Source organism: Pseudonocardia sp. Ae505_Ps2, assembly GCF_001932425.1.
Taxonomy (GTDB): Bacteria; Actinomycetota; Actinomycetes; order Mycobacteriales; family Pseudonocardiaceae; genus Pseudonocardia.
In genome coordinates, this window is sequence record NZ_MCIP01000001.1 from 3,744,154 (window position 1) to 3,763,460 (window position 19,307).

A 19,307-nucleotide genomic window follows, 5' to 3' on the forward strand; every position below is an offset into this window, starting at 1 on the left:
ACCTCGGCTACGAAGGCGAAGCCGACCGGCTCACCGTGCCCATCAAACTCGCCCCCGGCCGCGGGCAGACGGTCAACCAGCGCACCGTCAACACCCTGCACTCAGCCCTTCGTGCTCTGGCCGAACGCGGAAACGCCCTGCTCAAGACCACCTTCGCCGCGTTGCGGCGAGTCACGCTATGTCCCTGGCGCACCGGCGCGATCACCGCAGCTGCGCTCGTACTACTCCACACCGAGTACGACCGCACGACATGATCAACCCGCTACTGAGAACACCTCACTAACCCGTGGAATGAACACCCCCGATCCGGGTGTGCCCTTTCCAGTTCGACGACGCACGGCGCGTCACGCATTCTTCGCCCGTTGTCCACCGGGCGAGAAGTCCGGTTGCTTTACGTGTTGGTTATCTGCTCTTGGAGGAGTTCCAGCCGGCCGGCGCCGTTGTCCGGCAGCAGTTCGGAGAGCCTCTCCTGCGGTTCGCCGGCCGTCGTCCGGTGAACGCGTCGTCCGGTGCGGCGGGCGTCGGACGACCGTTCGGCGCGACCGTGAAGAGCGTCTCCCGGTTCCGGTAAAGGAATGGTCAGGAATTGACCGGGAATGCGCGGGGGCGCCCGTCACCGGGCCCGGGCGCCCCCGCGGGGTCTCAGGCGTGGATGTCCGACGGGTGCGTGGCCAGCGGGGTCACCTGCATGGTCATGTAGGGGAACAGCGGCAGCCCCCAGAGGATCTCGTGGAGCTGCTCGTTGTCGCGCACCTCGAAGATCGACAGGTTGGCGTACTCGCCGACGCAGCGCCAGATGCTCACCCACTCACCCGAGCGCTGCCACTGCTGCGACCAGGCCTTCTCCCGTGCGAGCAGGTCGGCCTTCGCCTCGGCGTCCATGTCGGCGGGGAGGTCGACCTCCATCCGCACGGCGAAGCGGGCCATCAGGCGGGGTCCAGCGCGAAGTCGTAGGTGACCTCGTTGCCGGTGCCGTCGGCGGCCGGGCCGGGGCGCAGGATCAGCTCCGGCTTCACGGCCTGGGCGACGTCGTCGGCGACGTAGTCGCCGCCGTCGAAGTACAGCTGGGTGGTGACGAGCTGCTTGCCGGGCGCGGACACCTTGAGGTGCAGGTGCGCGGGGCGCCACGGGTGCCAGCCGGCCGCGGAGATGAACGCGCCGGTCGAGCCGTCGGTCGGGATCTGGTACGGCGCGGGCTGCATGGTGCGGAACGCGAAGTGCCCGTCGTCGCCGGTGTGGATGACCGCGCGCAGGTTCCACTCGGGGATGCCGGGGGCGAACTGGGAGTAGTAGCCCTCGTCGTCGGCGTGCCACAGGTCGACCGTCGCGCCGGCGATCGGGGCGCCGTCGAGGTCGGTGACGGTGCCCTGGAACAGCAGCGGGGTGCCCTTCTCGCCGGGCCGCATCGGCATCGCGGTCCCGGACTCGATGACCGGGGCACCCGGGACGTAGTAGGGGCCCTCGATGGTGCCGACGGCGCCGCGGCGGTCGGCGTTGGCGACCTCCTCCACGACGTGCTCGACGAACACGTCGAGGAACAGCGGCCACTCGCCGTCGGCGCCGACCTGGATCAGCCAGGCCTTGAGCGCGTCGTACTCGGCGTAGGTCACCTGGTGCTTGCGGATGACCTCGTGCAGGGCCTGCAGCGTGTCGGTGGCGATGGCGGACACCCGGGCCGGATCGGCGGCGGCGCCGGCGCGCTCCTTCTTCGCGAAGGTGGCGGTGGCGTTCGCGCCGGAGCCGGCGGCGGTGGCGGTCTCGGTCATGTCCTACTCCTGTGGTGGGGCGGGGTCGTTCGGTCTCGGCGTGCGGGTGGTCAGGTGTCGGTGCGGTAGTGGGCGAGCTTGTCGGGGTCGACGTCCACGCCGATCCCGGGCCCGCCGGGGACGCGCAGCTCGCCGCCGCTGATCCGCAGCGGCTCGGTGAGCAGGTCGTCGGTCATGTCGAGGAAGTTCGACAGCTCACCGGCGCGGGCGCTGGTCTGCCGGTGCGCCGCGCCGAAGACGACCGTGCAGGCCGTGCCGAGCTGCCCGTCGATCTGGTTGCCCATGACCACCTCGGTGCCGAGTCCCTCGCACAGGTGCAGCACCCGTTGCGAGCCGGTGAACCCGGTCCGCGCGGTCTTGATGCTGATCATGGTGGCGGCGCCGTCGAGCAGCTCGCGGGTCACCTCGCCGGGCCGGGTCGCGGACTCGTCGGCGACGGTCGGGACCGTGGTGCGAGCGGTGAGCCAGCGGCGTCCGAGCACCTGGTCGGCGGGCATGAGCTCCTCGGACAGGGTCAGGCCGAGGTCGGCCATCTCGTCCAGGGCCCGTGCGGCCTCGGACGCGGTCCAGCCGCGGTTGCCGTCGACGTAGAGCTCGACGTCGGGCCCCAGTGCCTCACGCAGCGCACGGCAGGCGCCGGTGTCGAGGGTGACGGGGCGGCGGCCGACCTTGACCTTGAAGGTGGTGACGCCGTGCTCGTCGCGCATCCGCAGGGCCTCGGCGACCATCACGTCGTCGGGGGCGAAGCCGACCATGTGCGAGACCCGCATCCGGTCGGTGTACCCGCCGAGCAGCTCGGAGACGCCGACACCGAGCCGGCGGCCGATGACGTCCCAGACGGCCATGTCGATCGCGGCCTTCGCGGTCGGGTTGCCGATCGTGCGGTCGAGGACGGCGTGGATCCGTTCCCGCTCGAAGACGCTCAGGCCCACGATCTCCGGGGCGAACACGGTGTCGACCACCGCGCGGATGGAGGCCTGGGTCTCTCCGTAGGTGTAGGGGCGGGGTGGGGCCTCGGCGACGCCGACGACGCCGTCCTCGGCGTGCACCCGGACCAGCACGTGGTCGGCGGTGTGCACCTCACCGGAGGCGAACCGCAGTGGTTTGCGGTAGGGCACGGCGAACGGGATCGCCTCGACGGCCACGATCTTCACTGCGGTCCTCCGGGGACGGTGGCAGGGCGGGGGTCCAGCTCGTGCGCGCGCTCGGCGAGCACGTCGAGCAGCCGGACGAGGGCGGGGGAGTCGTCGTCGGTGCGCCAGGCCAGGGCCAGGTCGACGCGCAGCTCGCGGTCCAGGTCGGCGTAGACGACGCCTTCGGTGCCCAGGGCGCGCACCGACTCGGGCAGCAGCGCGACCCCGGCACCGGCGGCGACGTGGGTGAGTAGGATCGGGGTGTCGCGGGCCTCGGTGCGGCGCCGCGGGAGGAAGCCGGAGTCCAGGCATCCCTGGGTGGCGACCGAGTCGACCACCGAGCCGGGGGCGCCGTAGGCGACGAAGTCGTCGCCCCGGAGCTCGGCCAGGGTGACCGTCCCCGCCCCGGCGAGCCGGTGGGTGGCGGGCAGCGCCGCGATCAGCCGCTCCTGGGCGATCGGGCGGACCGACATCTCCGGGCGCACCACCGGCGGACGCAGTACGGCCAGGTCGATGCGACGCTCGTCGAGCGCGTCCTCCTGGGCCGCGGTGAGCAGCCCGGGCAGGAACCGCAGCGAGACGCCCGGCATCCGGCGGGCGGCGACCCGGGCCAGCCGGGGCAGCAGCCGGTAGGCGGCGAGGTCGGTGGCACCGACCGTCACCACGCCCTCGGTGCCGGCGGCGACCTGCTCGACGCGGCGCCGCGCGTCCTCGACACCGGCCAGGATCCGCCGCGCGTCCTCCAGCAGCGACGCCCCCGCCGGCGTCAGGTCGACCCGGCGGGTGGTGCGCTCGAACAGGGTGGCGCCGACCTGGCTCTCGAGCTGGCGGATGGCCTGGGAGAGCGGGGACTGGGCCATGTGCAGCCGCTCGGCGGCGCGGCCGAAGTGCCGCGTCTCCGCGACCGCCACGAAGTAGCGGAGCTGCCGCAGATCCATGCCCGTCACCTCCCTCGGCCCGGCGCGTCGCCTCACGGTAGGCGTGCGACTCTGTAGACACAAAGACCGGACAGCGCCCGATTGAGAGCTTCGACAGCTGAATGATGGTCAGGCCGGGACGGGTCGGGTGTCGGCCCGCGCGTCGACGCCGTGGATCCAGGTGAGCCACGGGTCCAGCCCGGCCAGTCCCGCGTTGCGGGCGTCGGTCTCGGGGCCGTCGGGCAGGTGCAGCAGCCCGCTGGTGACCAGGGAGCTGCGCTGGATCGACCGGGTCCGTGCCCGGCGCAGCCGCTGGTAGCGGTCGAACGCCTCGGCGTGGTCGCCGTCGAGAGCGCCGGGGGCGGCGAGCAGGTCGGCGAGCACCGCGGCGTCCTCGATGGACTGGTTCGCGCCCTGGCCGTGGTGCGGCAGCATCGTGTGCACGGCGTCGCCGAGGAGGACGACGCGGCCGCGGGACCAGCGCGTCATCGGGGGCAGCGTGTAGAGCGGCCAGTGCGGGGACTGCGGCACCGCGGTCAGCATCTGCACCACGCCCGGCGCCCAGCCGGCGAAGGCCCGTTCCAGGGTCCCCGGGTCGGTCTCGGTCGGGCCGGCACCGCCGGTCCACGGCTCCGGTCCCTCCAGCACGGCGAAGAAGTTGATCTGCTCGGCGTGCGCGCCGATCGCGTAGTGCAGCACGTGCGCGTCCGGGCCCATCCAGAACTGGATCGCGCCGGGATCAGGCAGCAGCGGCGCGTCTGCGACGTCGACGATCCCGCGGAAGGCCGAGGTCCCGGTGTAGCGCGGTCGGGCATCGGGGTCGACGACCGACCGGACACGGGAGTGCACGCCGTCGGCGCCGACCACGACCGCGGCGCGCAGCTGCTCACCGGAGGCGAGGGTGACGGTGCCGTCCGGGTCGACCGCGGTGACCTCGCAGTCGAGGCGGACCATGCCCTCCGGGCAGGCACCGGCCAGGACACGCTGGAACTCCGCGCGGTGGATGCCCAGGTAGGGGGCGCCGAAGCGGCGCCGGTAGCTGCCGTCGATCCCGACCGGGAAGGCGGACACCCGCTCGTCGTCGCGCCAGCCGCGGTGGATGAGCTCGGTCGGTTGCGCCGCGACCTTCTCCAGCTCGCCCAGCAGACCCAGCTCGTCCAGCGGGCGCAGCCCGTTCGCCGACAGCGCCACGGCCGCACCGACCTCGCGCAGCTCGGCCGCGCGTTCGAGCACGGTGACCCGGACGCCGCGGGCGTGCAGCGAGAGGGCCAGCGACAGGCCCCCGATCCCGGCACCGACGATCACCACTGATTCGTCCATGACTGTGATCCTGACACGGATACCGGGCCCTGATTCCTCTACGGATCGTCTCAGTCGGGACCGCTTTCGGCACGACCCCCTCGGCCCCTTCACCGGGGGTCCGGGGTCGGCCACGATCACTCGCCGAGGGGACCCGACCCCGTTCCGAACTCGACGAGGAGTGATCGATGTCCGAGACGTTCGTGCTGGTGACCGGCGCGTGGCACGGCGGCTGGGCCTGGCGCCCGGTCGCCGAGCGACTGCGTGCGGCAGGACACCGCGTGCTGACCCCCACCCTCCCCGGGCTCGCCGACGGCGACGACCCCACTGCCCTGCACCTGTCCGACACCGTCGACGCCGTGGTGGACCTGATCGAGTCCGCCGACCTGTCCGACGTGACGCTGGTCGGGCACAGCTGGGGCGGCTACGTGATCACCGGTGCGGCGCACCGGGTCGCGTCGCGGCTGCGGAAGCTCGTCTACTGGAGCGCGTTCGTCCCGGCCGCGGGCCGCTCGCTCTACGACGAGGTCCCGCCGGCCTACCGGGAGCTGTTCGACGCCCAGGCCGCGGCGTCGGGCAACAACACCGTCGCGCTCCCGCTGCCGGTGTGGCAGGAGGCCTTCATGAACGACGCGGGTGAGGAGGCGCAGAAGCTGGTGCACGAGCTGCTCGTGCCGCACCCGATGCAGTACTTCACCGAGACCGTGGAACCGCTCGACCCGGCGGCCCTGGGGGTGCCGGTGTCCTACGTGCTGTCCACCGACGACGTCGCGCTTCCACCCGGCGAGTACGGCTGGGACCGCTTCGCGGCCCGGCTCGGCGTCACGCCGGTGAGCGCGCCCGGCAGCCACGAAGGCTGCTTCACCGCCGCCGAGGGGCTCGCCGAGGCACTGCTGAAGGCCTGACCCCCGCGGCGCCTCGCGCACGGCGCCCCACGCGGGCGCCCTACACGAGGCGTGCGCACGAACGGCCCCTCGTACGAGACGTTCGTACGAGGGGCCGTTCGCGTGCGGCCGGGGTCAGCCGGTCGGGGACTCCTGCGCGCCGTCACCGGGCGCGGGGTCCTGGCCGAGCTGGTTCGGCGGGAACCGCAGCGGCGGGAGCCCCTGCAGCGGGGCCTGCGGGACGTTGCCCACCTCCGGCGGGAGCGGGGTGCCCTGCAGCGGGTTGCCCACCGGCTCGAGCGGGTCGACCGGCGCGAACGTCGCGGGCTTCGCCAGCCCACCGGAGTCGTTGCCGTCGAAGGACTCGGTCCGGTCGCAGCCGTCGAGCATGACGGTCAACGGGCCGTCGGTGTGCACGTCGAGGCGGGCGTCGCAGCCCACCCCGGCGCGCTCCGGGTCGACGGTCACGGTGCCGACCCCGGCCGAGCGGATCTCCAGCACGTTCTCGGCGTCGGCGTCCACCGGCGCGTCGAGGTGGCGGAACTCCCGCAGGTACGGGTTGACCGGCGAGAAGGTCCCCTCGACCTGCCCGACCTCCTGACCGGCCGCCGGGACCGGCGCCTCAGCACGGCCCTGCCCCCGGGTGACCACGTCGATCGCGCCCAGCTCGTGCGGGTCGCGGCTCTGGATGCCCGACAGCCAGTAGGCGTGGTCCCCGACGAGGCCGGCCTCCGGGTCGTCCATGAGGGGGTTGCGCACGTAGGTGACGTGCGGCGGGTCGACCGCGCGGGGCTCGTCGCCCATCCAGCGGGCGGCCAGGTCCCACATGCCGTTCTTGCACATCACGAGGTGCTCGGCGGCGAGGCCGACGTGGCTGATGAACTCGTAGTCGTAGTCCCCGGCCTTGTAGAGGTCGGCCCGCTCGCGGGTGATGGGGTAGGGGATGAAGTCGTCGTTGACCCCGGCCCACTCCATCACCGGCTGGTTGCGCCGGCTGGGCAGCAGCTCGGAGATCTTCGACCCGGGCTCGTGCTTGGTGACGGTGTCGACGCCGGCCTCGGCCAGCTCGTCGGCCACCCCGTTGACGCCCGGCAGCGAGGGGGCCACGTTCAGCCCGTCGCAGATGAAGGCCTTGTTGAACACGTCGGGGAAGGTCAGCGACAGCTTGTTCGCGGTGTAGGCGCCGGAGGAGAAGCCGCCCATCGCGGTGCGCTCGCGGTCGAGGTCGTAGTGGCGACGGGCGTCGGCCAGCGCCTCGAAGACGATCGCGCCGCCCTCGCCGTAGCCCCAGTTGTCGGCGCCGCGGAAGTCGACGTCGATCACCATCGTGGGGTCGCCCGGCCGGTCGGCGAACTGCCGGTAGAGGTCACGGTCGCCGGCGACGTCGTCGCCGGGGCGCAGCGCGTAGCCCTGGGTCCAGAGCAGCGAGGCGTAGCCGTGCGACGGCGCGGGGGCCTCGGGGACGTAGACCGTGTAGCGCTGCATGCGGCCCGGCAGGTCGGGGACGCAGTCGTCGCGGCAGGGGTAGCCGAACGACGCGCTCGGCCGCTGGTCGCCGGAGCCCTCGCCGGAGCCGGTGGCGATGCCGCCCTGCTGCAGGCCGGTGCCCGGTGCGGGCCCACCCGGGTCCGACGGCAGCCGTCGGCCCTGTTCCTTCTCCGAGTGCGAGGCGAACACGCGGGTCACGTAGCCGGAGGTGGGGACGCCGGACTCGTCGTCGGCACCGGCGCGGAGCTTGCCGAAGTCGACGTCGGCGAAGAACTCCGACAGGTCGCCGTTCGCGATCGCGCGCTTCTGGTCGTTGTTGCGGTAGGGCGCCTCGAAGGGCTCGTGGAAGCGGAACGCCGCGTCGAAGAACGCCGACGGCGTCGGGTCGCCGAGGACCGCGCCGCCGGGGTGGGACTCGTCCGCGGTGACCTGCGGGACGAGGTAGGCGTCGGCGTCGCGGTCCCACAGCCCGGCCGCGGCGGCGAGGCGCTGCGTCCCGTCGGCGGGGTCCCACGCGGAGTGCGGCACCCGGATCTCGACCTGGCGTCGCTCGAGGTCGACGTGCACCTCGGGCGCGTCCGGCAGGGTCCGCCCGGTGGCCGCGTCGACGATGTCGCCCTCGTTGCCGTGCACCGTCACGAACAGCTGGGCCGGCATGACGGTGTTCGCGCCGTGCGGGGCCTCGCGCGGGGTGTCCGAGCCGCCGAGGGCGAGGGTCAGGCCGAGCAGCCCCGGGTCGGTCATCGTGTTCATCGTGACCCGGAACGCGGTCGCGTCGTCCTGCGGCTTCGCGCGGACCTCGAGGATGTCCGCGGCGTTGCGCCGGTAGGCGGCGTTCTCGGGGTAGGTGTAGTTGCGCAGCAGGGTGTCGTTGGGCCAGCGGTACTGGTTGCCGCCGCCCTCGTCGTCGTAGACGCAGCCCTGGTGCACGTACTCGCCGTGGCGGTAGGCGCTGGTCATGCAGATGCCGATCGGGTCGGCGGACCAGATGCCGGTGTTCTGCAGCTGGGGCGCGTCGACGGCGGGGGCGCGCAGCAGGTCGGGACCCGCCGTGTCCGCCCGCGCGTCCGGCGCCGCGAGCGCCGACCCGGCACCGACCGCCGCACCGGCGAGCAGGCCGGCGACGACGAGCGCGACGGCGGCTCGCTTCGTCTTCTTCATCGGGGAGCCTTCCACCGGTGCCGCCCGGTCGCGCCTCGCTGCGCAACGGGGTTCGAGCGGCCCCGTTGCCCACCTCAACTGATCCACTGCGACCCCGGTGACGTGCGACGACCACTTATCGTTAGCCCGAATGGACTAGGACCGTCGGGATCTGGATGCGCACCTATGTTTCTCCTCGTGTAGAAAAACGGTGAGCTACCACGAGGAGCGGCCGTGCCGAAGCGGGTGGACCACGAGCAGCGCCGGGGCGAGATCGCCGACGCCGCCTGGCGGCTGATCGCCGAGCACGGCCCGGACGCGGTCACGCTGCGGGACGTCAGCGCGGCGCTGGAGGTCGCGCACGGGGCCCCCGGGCACTACTTCGCCGGCCGCGCCGCGATCGTGGAGTACGCCTTCCGGCGGGCGCTCGACGGCCTCGACGCCCGGGTGGCGCAGCGCACGGCCGGGCTGGCCGGGCTCCCGGCACTGCGGGTGTTCTGCGACGAGGTCACCGCGCACACCGGGACGCCGTTCGCCCGGGTCGCGGCGTCCGGGGCAGGGCCGGCCGCGGTCCTCGCCGAGGTGACCGCGCGGTGGCGGGTCCGGCTGGCGGCCCGGATCGACGAGGCGCGGCGGGCGGGCGAGATCGTCGCCCCGGCGCCGGACGGGGTGCTCGTGGAGCAGCTGCTGGCGCTGCTCCACGGGGTGCAGGCGCTGGCCGCGCCGGGGCCCGGCGGACCGGGGTCGGCGCTCGGGCCGGACGGGGCGGCGGCGACGCCGGGGACCGGTGCAAGGGGGACGTCGCCGGGGTCGGGTGGCGCGGGATCGGCGGCGCGCGAGGTGGTCGCGGCGTTCCTCGCGGGGCTCGGCGACGGCCCGGCCCGGATCGGGACCGCCGGGCCGGGCGGGGGTCCGCCGGGAGCCGGGGTGCGGTCGTCGGACCGGTCGCCGGTCGCGCAGGACCGAGCCGACGGCGGCGGGAACAGCAGCGGGAACAGCAGCGGGAACGACAGCGGGAATGACAGCGGGAACGGCGGCGGGGACGGGTTCCTCGCCTTCACCGACGTCGCCCTCGCCCGCACCGGCGAGCGCCTCCCCGGCACCGACCGCGCGGCCATGGCGCTGGTGCTGAACCTGCACCGGCTCACGAGCTCCCTGGTCTACGACCTCGAGTCGACCGTCCACCGCCCCGCGGGATGGAGCTGGTCGGCGTTCCGGCTGCTGTTCACACTCTGGGTCGCGGGCGGGCAGGAGGCGGGCCGGGCGGCGGAGCTGTGCGGGATGAGCCGGGCCGCGGTGTCCAGCCTGGCCAACACCCTCGCCGCCGGGGAGCTCGTCCGGCGCACGCCCGCCGCCGGGGACCGGCGGACCGTGCACCTGTCCCTGACCGACGCCGGTGCCGAGCGGCTGGTCGCCGCGTTCGGGACCCACAACCGTCGCGAGTCGGAGTGGGCGGCGCTGCTCGGCGCCGTCGACCTCGCGACGCTCAACACCCTGCTGGTCCGCCTCTCCCGGGCCGCGCACCGGGCGGACTGGATCAACCGGCGGACCTGAACCGCTCGGCGCGCGCCGCCGGATCGGCCCTGGCGCCGGGCCCCGCGGCCCTCTACGGTTCCGGACAAGTGCTTCAACCTTTGATCGTCGGGCAGGTCCGGCCGGTCACAGGTCCCGATGAGGGGACGCCACGGTCGCCGCCGGTGTCTCCCGGCTGCCGAGAGGACACCTGCCGTGGCCAAGCCCTTCGCCTCCTCCGCCGACACCGCTGCCAAGGAGCAGACCCTCGATGTGCTCGCGGACGGCGTCTACGCCCTCACCGCCGAGGGCGACCCGAACATCGGCGCGATCGAGGGGGAGGACTTCCTCGTCTGCTTCGAGGCCCTCGCCACCCCGGTCGCCGCGCGGAGGTGGCTCGCGATGCTGCGCGAGCACACCGACAAGCCGGTCCGCCACCTCGTGCTGTCGCACTACCACGCGGTCCGGGTGCTGGGCGCGAGCGCGTTCGACGCGCAGACCGTCGTCGCGCACGAGGCGACTGCGGCCCTGATCGCCGAGCGTGGCATGGAGGACTGGGCCTCGGAGTTCGCGCGGATGCCGCGGCTCGCCGAGGCCGCCGACTCCGTGCCCGGACTGACCTGGCCGACGCTGACCTTCGCCGACCGGCTCACCATCGACCTGGGCGGGGACCGCGGCGAGCTGGTGCTGCAGTTCCACGGTCGCGGCCACACCGAGGGCGACATCACCGCCTGGCTGCCGCGGCACCGGATCCTGTTCGCCGGTGACCTCGTCGAGGCCCGGGCCGCGCTCTACACCGGGGACGCGTTCCACCGCGACTGGGCGGGCGAGACCCTCGACCGGCTCGCCGCGCTCGGCGCCGAGCAGCTCGTCGGCGGGCGCGGCGCGGTCAGCCGCGGGCGCGCCGAGGTCGACGCCGCGATCGCCCAGACCCGTGGGTTCCTGCAGGTCATGATCCGGGAGGTCGGCGCGGTGCAGGGGCGCGGCGGCACGCTGAAGGAGGCGTTCGAGGCCACCCACGCCGCACTCGTCGACGACTACGGGCACTGGCCGATCTTCGAGCACTGCCTCCCGTTCGACGTCTCCCGGCTGTGGGACGAGCTGTCCGGTGTGGAGCGTCCGGTGATCTGGACCGCGGAGCGCGACCAGGAGGTCTGGGCGAGGTTGCAGGGCTGAGGAGCCGGAGAGGGGAGAGCAGCCGTGTCGAGGTCCGTCGTGTCGAGGTCCGCCGCGCCGACCTGGCCGTCGTCGCCGGTCCTGGTGCTCGGTGCCGGGCCGGTCGGGCAGACCGCCGCGCTGCTGCTGGCCCGCCACGGCGTCCCGACGGTCGTGCTGGACCGCCGCCCGGAGCGGGACCGGGTCGGATCGAAGGCGATCTGCCAGCAGCGCGACGTCCTCGACGTGTGGGAGTCCGTCGGCGCCGGCCGCCGGATCGCCGACGAGGGCGTCACCTGGACCACCGCGCGCACCTTCCACCGCGACACCGAGCTGTTCGCCCACACCGTCGCCGAGCCGGGGCGGCCCGCCTTCCCACCCTTCGTGAACCTCTCCCAGGCCCGCACCGAGGAGATCCTCGACGAGCGGATCGCCGACGAGACACTGGTGGACCTGCGCTGGGGACACGACGTCGTCGGTGTCGAGCAGACCGCCGACGGCGTCACGGTCACCGTCGACGACGGTGGCCGGGTCGCGGGGAGCTTCCTGGTCGTCTGTGCCGGCGCCCGCGGTGATGCGCTGCGGGAGCTGCTCGGGGTCACCTTCGAGGGCACCAGCTTCGACGACCGCTTCCTGATCTGCGACGTCCGCGCCGACCTCCCGGGGTGGGCGGCCGAGCGCCGCTTCCACTTCGACCCGGCCGCGAACCCTGGCCGCCAGGTGCTGGTCCACCCCTGCCCGGACTCGACGTACCGGATCGACTGGCAGGTCCCGGCCGGGTACGACCTCGACGCCGAGACCGCGTCCGGCGCGCTGGACGCCCGGATCCGGGCGGTCATCGGGGACGTCGACCACGAGGTGGTCTGGTCCTCGGTCTACCGGTTCCACTCGCGGGTGGTGGACCGGATGCGGTGCGGCCGGGTCCTGCTGGCGGGCGACGCCGCGCACCTGGTGTCCCCGTTCGGTGCCCGCGGCCTGAACTCCGGCGTCGCCGACGCGGAGAACGCCGCCTGGAAGATCGCCTGGGTCGGTCACGGCTGGGCACCGGAGGAGCTCCTGGAGAGCTACCACGCCGAGCGTCACGCGGCGGCACGGGAGAACGTGGCCGTGACCACCGCGACGATGGACTTCCTGGTCCCGCGCAGCGCCGAGCAGGTGCGTGCCCGCTCCGAGGTCCTCGCCGCGGCGGCGACCGACCCCGGGGCCAGGGCGCGGGTCGACTCCGGCCGGCTGTCCGAGCCGTTCTGGTACGTCGACTCCCCGCTGACCACCGCCGACGCCCGTCGTCCCTTCGCCGGGCGCCCCGCCCGCGGCGAGGTCCCGCCCGCGGGGCCCGGCGTGCTCGTCCCCGATGTCCCGGTCCGCACCCCGGCCGGCCCGGGACGGCTGCGCGCGCTCGCCCGCGACGGGTTCCTGCTGCTCACCGGGCCGCTGGCCGACGCGGACGCGGTCACCGCGGCGGCGTCCGCGGCGCCCGGCCCGGTCCGCGTGCTCGCCCTCGCGGAGCTGGACGGCGACCCCGACACCGACACCGACCCCGCCGTCACCGGGGGAGCCGCCGGTGCCGGAGCGGGAGCCGGCCCTGGATCCGCTGCCGACCCGGCCGGAGCGGGAGCCGGTGCCCCCGCGGGGGACGGAGCCGGCCCGACGGTGACCGCGGCCCTGGCCGCCCGGCCCGACGAGGTGTGGCTGCTCCGCCCGGACGCCCACGTCGCCGCCGTGCTCCCCGCCCCGACCCGCGACGACGTCGCGGCCGCCCTCGCCCGCGCGACCGCCCGCGGCACGACCGCGCGACCGACCCCGCCTCCGATGCCGCCCGGGCCACCGACGGGGCCGTCGTCCCCGCGGCCGGCGCCGGGGCGGGCGCCGAGGCGGGCACCGGGGCGGAGACCGACATCGACCGGACCGGAGGAGGGCCACGATGGCGTACTACAGGCGAGCCGGTGACGTCCCGCCGAAGCGGCACACCCAGCACCGACGCCTCGACGGCGGGCTGTACCGCGAGGAGCTGATGGGGGAGGAGGGCTTCTCCTCGGACTCCTCGCTGCTCTACCACGTGGGCGTCCCGTCGGCGATCGTCGACGCCACCCCCTGGGACCCGGGCGACCAGTCGCTGACCGAGAACCGGCCGCTCGTGCCGCGGCACCTGATGCTGCACGACCTCGAATCGCCGGACTGGAAGTCGGTCGACGTCGTCACCGGGCGCCGGCTGGTGCTCGGCAACGCCGACGTGCGGATCTCCTACGTCGTCGCGGGGGAGGTCAGCCCGCTCTACCGCAACGCCGTCGGCGACGAGGTCGTCTACCTGGAGTCGGGCTCGGCGACCGTCGAGACGGTGTTCGGTGCCCTGGAGGCAGGCCAGGGCGACTACGTGGTGCTCCCGCGGGCGACGACCCACCGGTGGGTGCCGACGGGGTCCGAGCCGCTGCGCGCCTACGCGATCGAGGCGTCGTCGCACATCACCCCGCCGGCGCGGTACCTGTCGCGTCACGGCCAGCTGCTCGAGCACGCCCCGTACTGCGAGCACGACCTGCACGGTCCCACCGAGCCGCTGCTCGTCGAGGACACCGATGTCGAGGTGCTGGTGAAGCACCGCGGGGGGCCGCACGGGATCACCGGCACCCGCTACGTGGTGCCCACCCACCCGTTCGACGTCGTCGGCTGGGACGGCTGCCTGTACCCGTACACGTTCGACGTCGCCGACTTCGAGCCGATCACCGGGCGGGTGCACCAGCCGCCGCCGGTGCACCAGGTCTTCGAGGGCCAGAACTTCGTGATCTGCAACTTCGTGCCGCGCAAGGTCGACTACCACCCGCTGGCCGTGCCGGTGCCCTACTACCACGCCAATGTGGACTCCGACGAGGTCATGTTCTACTGCGGCGGCGACTACGAGGCCCGCAAGGGCTCCGGGATCGGGCAGGGCTCGATCTCGCTGCACCCGGGCGGGCACAGCCACGGCCCGCAGCCCGGCGCGGTCGAGCGGGCACTCGGGGCGGAGTCCTTCGACGAGCTCGCGGTCATGGTCGACACGTTCCGGCCGCTGGCCCTCGGCGAGGGCGGGCGGGCCTGTGAGGACCCGTCGTACGCGTGGAGCTGGGCGGGTCGCGGCCCCGGCAGCTGACGGGGCCGCCGGCTCACCGGGCGGGGACGAGCACCGGCACCAGCCGCACCAGCACCACCAGGGCGACGAGCTCGACCAGGGTCTGGGTGACGACGGCCAGCGGGGCGAGGGCGAGCGGGCCGGGCAGGGCGAGCGCGAGCGGCAGCACGACCAGGGAGTTGCGGGTCGTCGCCGAGAACACCGTCGCGCGGGTGGCGGGGACGTCCAGGCACGCCACCCGGGCGGCGAGCAGGCCGACGACGACCGCCGCGACGGCGAACGCGGTGTAGAGCGGGACCAGCCGCAGCAGGGTGAGGGCCTGCGCGCCGACGTCGGCGATCTGCGACGCGACGACCAGGGCCAGGGTCGCCACCATGAGCGGCACCATCGCCCCGGCGGCGGCGCCCTCGACCCGGGCGACCCGCCCGTCCGGCCGTCGCCGGTGCAGCACCTGCACCAGCGCCGCCGCGGCCAGCGGCAGCAGGACCAGCACCACGAACGCCTCGGCGAACGGCCCGACCTCGACCACGGCGAGCGCCTCCGGCCCGGCGGCCAGCCACAGGTAGCCGGGCAGCAGCAGGAGCTGGGCCACCATGAGCAGCGGTGTCGCCGCGAGCAGCTGCGCCCGCGCGCCACCGGCGAGCCCGGTGAACACGACGACGTAGTCGACGCACGGGGTGAGCAGGACGAGCAGGACCCCCAGGAGCAGGCCGCGGTCGTCGGCGACGAACGAGGACAGCCCGAACGCGACCGGCGGGAGCAGCACGAAGTTCGCCACGAGCACGGTGACCAGGAAACGGGCGCCGGTGAACGCCCGAGCCAGGTCGACCAGCGGGACCGCGAGGAACGTCGCGAACAGCAGCAGCGCGAGCACCGGGGTGACCGAGGCCCCGAGCGCGGGCGCGGCCCACGGGACGGCGAGACCCAGGAGCGCCCCGGCGAGGATCGCGGCCAGGTACAGCGGGACCTGCTGACGGTCCCACCACGCGACGAGCCGGCTCAGTCGGTCCCCCCGGCCGAGCGGTACGCCGCCTGCGCGGCGGGGCCGAGGTCGGCGCCGTAGGAGACGTCGGGGGAGTCCCCGCCCTGCTGGTAGCCACCGGTGACGGCCAGGATCTCCGAGTCGTCCGGGCCGGTCAGCCACGGGCCGCCGCTGGCGCCCTGGTCCAGGCCGGGCTGGTCGAGCTGCCACTGGTCCTCGTCGAGCGTCCCGGCGGTGCCCGACACCGTCGTCGCGTCGTCGTCGCCGTCGTTGTAGCCGACCGCGGTCACCGGGGTGTCGTCGCCGTCGGTGCCCGGCGCGCCGAAGGCGATCCGGTAGGCGCCGGTGACCTGCTGGATCGGCGGTCCGTCCGGCCGTGAGACGGTCAGGAACGCGACGTCGGAGTCGGGATCGCCGCTCTCCAGCCAGCCCGGGGGGACCGCGGCGGCGGTGACGGTCCAGTAGCCGAAGGGGGCGGTGCCGTCGTCGTAGCCGGGGGCGAAGCTCATGCCCGTCCTGGCCGGCGTGCCGTCGCCGTCGGCGACGCAGTGCGCGGCGGTCACGACCAGGTCACCCGTGGCGGACTCGACCACCGAGCCGGAGCAGAAGTGGTCGCCGGGGTCGTCGGCCGGGCCGTCGAACAGGGCGCCGGTCGCGGGCCGCGCCACCGGCGTGCCGTCGGCACCGGTGACGACCGGGAGGGACGGTCCGGGCACGGCGGGCCCGGCGGGCGCGACCGTCGCCGGGCCTACCGGGGCCGGGGTACCGGCCGGGGCCGGCGCGGAGGTCGGCGGAGCCGGGGTGGCGGCGGAACCGGCCGCCGTGGCCGACGCCGCGGTCGCGACCTGGGGCGGCGGCGCGGGCGTCCACGACGGAACCGTGAGCACGAGGGCGGCGGACGCCGCGAGCGCGGCGGCCAGCAGTCCCGGCAGGCGCCACCGCGGGCGGGACCGGCCGTCACGGGGCCGGGGGTCGGTCCGCACGTCCACCTCCCTCGACTCACCTCCGCTGACCCGATCAACGGTAGAGGGCACCCCTGTGCCCCGTCGGGCGGACCGCTGTGGACGTGCTGTGAATCCGGCCCGGTCGGCGGCCCGCCCGTCTCCCGTCGTCCTGCGCGGATCTGAGCGGATCTGATACGTCTGTGTCCACCGGCCGCCCCGTCGGGGTGCGGTGGGCCGGCGACGAACGGAGTGGGATGGACGCGGACGTGATCGTCGTCGGGGCCGGGCTGGCCGGACTGGTCGCCACGCACGAGCTGACCCGGCGGGGCCGCCGGGTCGCCGTCGTCGACCAGGAGGGACCCGTCGACCTCGGTGGGCAGGCGTGGTGGTCCTTCGGCGGCATCTTCCTCGTCGACAGCCCCGAGCAGCGCCGCATGCGGGTGCACGACTCGGTCGAGCTGGCCTGGAGCGACTGGCAGGGCAGCGCCGGGTTCGACCGCCTCGACGACGAGGACACCCACGCCGCGCGCTGGGCCCGCGCCTACGTCGAGTTCGCCGCCGGGGAGAAGCGCTCCTACCTCACCGAGCTGGGCATCTCCTTCCTCCCCACGGTCGGCTGGGCCGAGCGCGGCGACCTCACCGCGACCGGCCACGGGAACTCCGTGCCCCGCTTCCACGTGAGCTGGGGGACCGGCACCGGCGTCGTCGGACCGTTCGTCGACTCCGCGCTGCGCGCCGCCGAGGCCGGGCTCGTGACCTTCCACCACCGACACCGCGTCGACGAGCTGGTCCGCACCGACGGCAACGTCACCGGCGTCCGCGGTGCCCTCCTCGCCCCGGACGACTCGCCGCGCGGGGCCCCCAGCAACCGCGACGTGACGGGGGAGTTCACGCTCTCCGCGCCCGCGGTGGTGCTGGCCACCGGGGGGATCGGCGCGAACCACGAGATGGTCCGCCGGTACTGGCCGGAGCGGATGGGCACGCCGCCGTCGTCGATGATCACCGGGGTGCCGGCCTACGTGGACGGTCGGATGCTCGACATCGCCGCCGACGCGGGCGTGCGGCTGGTCAACCGCGACCGCATGTGGCACTACACCGAGGGCGTCGTGAACTGGGACCCGGTCTGGCCCGGCCACGCCATCCGGATCCTGCCCGGTCCGTCGTCGATGTGGTTCGACGCGCTGGGCAGGCGGCTGCCCGCGCCGTACCTGCCCGGCTACGACACCCTCGGCACCCTGCGCCACCTGCGCACCACCCCGGACATCGCGCCCTACGACCACTCCTGGTTCGTGCTCACCCGCAAGATCATCGAGAAGGAGTTCGCGTTGTCGGGCTCGGAGCAGAACCCCGACATCACCTCCGGGCGCCGCGCGGCCTTCCTCCGCGAACGTCTGCTCAGCAGGGGCGCGCCCGGCCCGGTCCAGGCGTTCACGACCCACGGGGAGGACTTCGTCGTCGCCGACACCCTCGACGATCTCGTCGCGGGGATGAACGCCCGCACCGACGCCCCGCCGCTCGACCCGGCCCTGATCCGCGGCCAGATCGAGGCCCGCGACCGGCAGCTGGCGAACCCCTACAGCAAGGACGCCCAGGTCCAGGGCATCCACAACGCCCGCCGCTCGCTCGGCGACCGGATCGGGCGGGTCGCCGCGCCGCACCGGATCCTCGACCCCGCCGCCGGGCCGCTGATCGGGGTGAAGCTGCACGTGCTGACCCGCAAGACCCTCGGCGGGATCCAGACCGACCTGCAGTCCCGAGCCCTCGACACCCGCGGCGAGCCGATCCCCGGGCTCTACGCGGCGGGGGAGGCCGCCGGGTTCGGCGGGGGCGGGGTGCACGGGTACAACGCGCTGGAGGGCACGTTCCTCGGCGGCTGCATCTTCTCCGGCCGCGCCGCCGGACGCAGCCTCGCCGGGGCCCTCTGAACCCCGTCTCTCACTGAGCGAGACCCGCCTTCCCGGGCGGCGGTCGCGCGACGGATGCTCGGCTCCTCGACGACGAGGGGAGCAACGGTGACCGGTGCCGAGAACCGCACGGTCCGGGTGGCGGGCCGCCGGCGCGAGTCCGACGGCGTGGTGTCGCTGGAGCTGGTCGCCGCCGACGGCGGGCGGCTGCCGGACTGGACCCCCGGCGCGCACGTCGACCTCGTCCTCCCCGGCGGGCACACCCGCCAGTACTCGCTGTGCGGGGACCGGTGGGACGCCCACCGCTACCGCGTCGCCGTCCTGCGCGAGGCCGCCGGGCGCGGCGGCTCGGCCTGGGTCCACGACCGGCTCGCCGTCGGCGACGAGATCGGGCTCGGCGGGCCGCGCAACAACTTCGGGCTGGTCCCGGCCCCGCGCTACCTGTTCGTCGCGGGCGGTATCGGGATCACCCCGATCCTCCCGATGATCGCCACGGCGGACCTGCTCGGCGCCGACTGGGCGCTGCTCTACGGCGGCCGCACCCGCGGGTCGATGGCGTTCACCGCGGAGCTCGCGGCGCACGGGGACCGGGTCCGGACCGTCCCCCAGGACGAACAGGGGCTGCTCGACCTGCCCGGCTTCCTGGGCACGCCCGCGCCGGACACCCGGGTCTACGGCTGCGGACCCGCCCCGCTGCTCGCGGCGCTGGCACGGGCCACGGCCGGATGGCCGTCGCACACCGTGCGGACCGAGCGCTTCGTCCCGCGGGCGACCGGCGCCGTCCGCGACACCGCGTTCGAGGTCCACCTCGCCCGCCGCGGGACCGACGTGACCGTGCCACCCGGGCGCAGCGTCCTCGACGCGGTCGCCGACGCCGGCGTCGACGTGTTGTCCTCCTGCCGGCAGGGCACCTGCGGGACCTGCGAGACGACCGTCCTGGCCGGTGTCCCGGACCACCGCGACTCCGTCCTCGACGACGACGAGCGCGCCGCCGCCGACTGCATGCTCGTCTGCGTCTCGCGCTCGGTCGGCCCGCGCCTGGTCCTCGACCTCTAATGGGTCGTGTCTGAGCCGTACCCGCCC

Annotated in this window: 16 protein-coding genes; 8 read left to right on the forward strand and 8 right to left on the reverse strand. The window is 74.5% G+C overall.

The features are described from left to right. The coding region (locus tag Ae505Ps2_RS33520) for a transposase family protein (protein ID WP_349289830.1) at positions 1 to 254 on the forward strand (254 nt) is incomplete at its 5' end. A gap of 388 nt (positions 255 to 642) precedes the next feature. On the opposite strand, the gene Ae505Ps2_RS17930 is transcribed toward Ae505Ps2_RS33520, so the two are convergent. The 5 genes from Ae505Ps2_RS17930 to Ae505Ps2_RS17950 all read right to left on the reverse strand — a co-directional run bounded on the left by Ae505Ps2_RS17930 (position 643) and on the right by Ae505Ps2_RS17950 (position 5,136). After that, positions 643 to 927 carry a muconolactone Delta-isomerase family protein gene (locus tag Ae505Ps2_RS17930; protein ID WP_020628467.1) on the reverse strand — a complete coding sequence of 95 codons (285 nt, stop codon included), beginning with the start codon at positions 925 to 927 and terminating at the stop codon, positions 643 to 645. Then, positions 927 to 1,766 (reverse strand): catechol 1,2-dioxygenase, encoded by an 840-nt coding sequence (gene catA, locus Ae505Ps2_RS17935; protein WP_075305603.1) that lies wholly within the window; start codon positions 1,764 to 1,766, stop codon positions 927 to 929. Before catA ends, Ae505Ps2_RS17930 begins: the two co-directional genes overlap by 1 nt. A gap of 50 nt (positions 1,767 to 1,816) precedes the next feature. Then, on the reverse strand, positions 1,817 to 2,920 hold the full coding sequence (locus Ae505Ps2_RS17940) for an enolase C-terminal domain-like protein (protein ID WP_020628465.1): 1,104 nt from the start codon (positions 2,918 to 2,920) through the stop codon (positions 1,817 to 1,819). Continuing rightward, positions 2,917 to 3,837 (reverse strand): LysR substrate-binding domain-containing protein, encoded by a 921-nt coding sequence (locus tag Ae505Ps2_RS17945; protein WP_020628464.1) that lies wholly within the window; start codon positions 3,835 to 3,837, stop codon positions 2,917 to 2,919. The genes Ae505Ps2_RS17940 and Ae505Ps2_RS17945 overlap by 4 nt, the downstream gene beginning before the upstream one ends. Positions 3,838 to 3,945: 108 nt before the next feature. Continuing rightward, the gene (locus Ae505Ps2_RS17950; protein WP_043282996.1) at positions 3,946 to 5,136 is read right to left on the reverse strand and encodes an FAD-dependent monooxygenase; all 1,191 of its coding nucleotides are present in this window, start codon (positions 5,134 to 5,136) and stop codon (positions 3,946 to 3,948) included. 167 nt (positions 5,137 to 5,303) lie between these two features. Here Ae505Ps2_RS17950 and Ae505Ps2_RS17955 point away from each other — a divergent pair, with 167 nt between their 5' ends. Next, entirely contained in the window at positions 5,304 to 6,020 is a 717-nt protein-coding gene (locus tag Ae505Ps2_RS17955; protein WP_020628462.1) for an alpha/beta hydrolase, read from the forward strand. A gap of 114 nt (positions 6,021 to 6,134) precedes the next feature. Here Ae505Ps2_RS17955 and Ae505Ps2_RS17960 read toward each other — a convergent pair whose 3' ends face one another. After that, on the reverse strand, positions 6,135 to 8,648 hold the full coding sequence (locus Ae505Ps2_RS17960) for a hypothetical protein (protein ID WP_075553799.1): 2,514 nt from the start codon (positions 8,646 to 8,648) through the stop codon (positions 6,135 to 6,137). 213 nt (positions 8,649 to 8,861) lie between these two features. Between Ae505Ps2_RS17960 and Ae505Ps2_RS31280 the strand changes: the two genes are divergently transcribed. The 4 genes from Ae505Ps2_RS31280 (at position 8,862) to Ae505Ps2_RS17990 (ending at position 14,415) form a co-directional block, all read left to right on the forward strand. After that, complete coding sequence (locus Ae505Ps2_RS31280; RefSeq protein ID WP_139318671.1) at positions 8,862 to 10,181, forward strand: MarR family transcriptional regulator; 1,320 nt, start codon at positions 8,862 to 8,864, stop codon at positions 10,179 to 10,181. 174 nt (positions 10,182 to 10,355) lie between these two features. Beyond that, positions 10,356 to 11,315: an MBL fold metallo-hydrolase gene (locus Ae505Ps2_RS17975; protein ID WP_198932153.1), complete on the forward strand. Its 960-nt coding sequence runs from the start codon at positions 10,356 to 10,358 to the stop codon at positions 11,313 to 11,315. 39 nt (positions 11,316 to 11,354) lie between these two features. Beyond that, positions 11,355 to 13,241: an FAD-dependent monooxygenase gene (locus Ae505Ps2_RS17980; protein ID WP_083696394.1), complete on the forward strand. Its 1,887-nt coding sequence runs from the start codon at positions 11,355 to 11,357 to the stop codon at positions 13,239 to 13,241. Next, positions 13,216 to 14,415 carry a homogentisate 1,2-dioxygenase gene (locus tag Ae505Ps2_RS17990; protein WP_075553800.1) on the forward strand — a complete coding sequence of 400 codons (1,200 nt, stop codon included), beginning with the start codon at positions 13,216 to 13,218 and terminating at the stop codon, positions 14,413 to 14,415. The genes Ae505Ps2_RS17980 and Ae505Ps2_RS17990 overlap by 26 nt, the downstream gene beginning before the upstream one ends. Positions 14,416 to 14,428: 13 nt before the next feature. Here the strand turns inward: Ae505Ps2_RS17990 and Ae505Ps2_RS17995 are convergent, their stop codons facing one another. Both Ae505Ps2_RS17995 and Ae505Ps2_RS18000 read right to left on the reverse strand, forming a co-directional pair. Beyond that, positions 14,429 to 15,268, reverse strand: coding sequence for an arsenic resistance protein (locus Ae505Ps2_RS17995; protein WP_249265291.1), 840 nt, complete (start codon positions 15,266 to 15,268; stop codon positions 14,429 to 14,431). Between the two features lie 125 nt (positions 15,269 to 15,393). After that, positions 15,394 to 16,359 carry a serine protease gene (locus tag Ae505Ps2_RS18000; protein ID WP_139319293.1) on the reverse strand — a complete coding sequence of 322 codons (966 nt, stop codon included), beginning with the start codon at positions 16,357 to 16,359 and terminating at the stop codon, positions 15,394 to 15,396. A gap of 215 nt (positions 16,360 to 16,574) precedes the next feature. Between Ae505Ps2_RS18000 and Ae505Ps2_RS18005 the strand changes: the two genes are divergently transcribed. Both Ae505Ps2_RS18005 and Ae505Ps2_RS18010 read left to right on the forward strand, forming a co-directional pair. Continuing rightward, a complete protein-coding gene (locus tag Ae505Ps2_RS18005; RefSeq protein WP_075311545.1) occupies positions 16,575 to 18,245 on the forward strand; it encodes an FAD-binding dehydrogenase in 1,671 nt (556 codons plus the stop codon). Between the two features lie 87 nt (positions 18,246 to 18,332). After that, on the forward strand, positions 18,333 to 19,280 hold the full coding sequence (locus tag Ae505Ps2_RS18010; protein ID WP_020622507.1) for a PDR/VanB family oxidoreductase: 948 nt from the start codon (positions 18,333 to 18,335) through the stop codon (positions 19,278 to 19,280). The last annotated feature ends 27 nt before the right edge of the window (positions 19,281 to 19,307 follow it).

Bases quoted from the DNA above. Each gene is read 5' to 3' on its own strand.
- catA (WP_075305603.1), bottom strand. From the start codon at position 1,766: ATGACCGAGACCGCCACCGCCGCCGGCTCCGGCGCGAACGCCACCGCC.
- Ae505Ps2_RS17955 (WP_020628462.1), top strand. From the start codon at position 5,304: ATGTCCGAGACGTTCGTGCTGGTGACCGGCGCGTGGCACGGCGGCTGG.
- Ae505Ps2_RS18005 (WP_075311545.1), top strand. From the start codon at position 16,575: ATGGACGCGGACGTGATCGTCGTCGGGGCCGGGCTGGCCGGACTGGTC.
- Ae505Ps2_RS17945 (WP_020628464.1), bottom strand. From the start codon at position 3,837: ATGGATCTGCGGCAGCTCCGCTACTTCGTGGCGGTCGCGGAGACGCGG.
- Ae505Ps2_RS17950 (WP_043282996.1), bottom strand. From the start codon at position 5,136: ATGGACGAATCAGTGGTGATCGTCGGTGCCGGGATCGGGGGCCTGTCG.
- Ae505Ps2_RS17930 (WP_020628467.1), bottom strand. From the start codon at position 927: ATGGCCCGCTTCGCCGTGCGGATGGAGGTCGACCTCCCCGCCGACATG.
- Ae505Ps2_RS17960 (WP_075553799.1), bottom strand. From the start codon at position 8,648: ATGAAGAAGACGAAGCGAGCCGCCGTCGCGCTCGTCGTCGCCGGCCTG.
- Ae505Ps2_RS17990 (WP_075553800.1), top strand. From the start codon at position 13,216: ATGGCGTACTACAGGCGAGCCGGTGACGTCCCGCCGAAGCGGCACACC.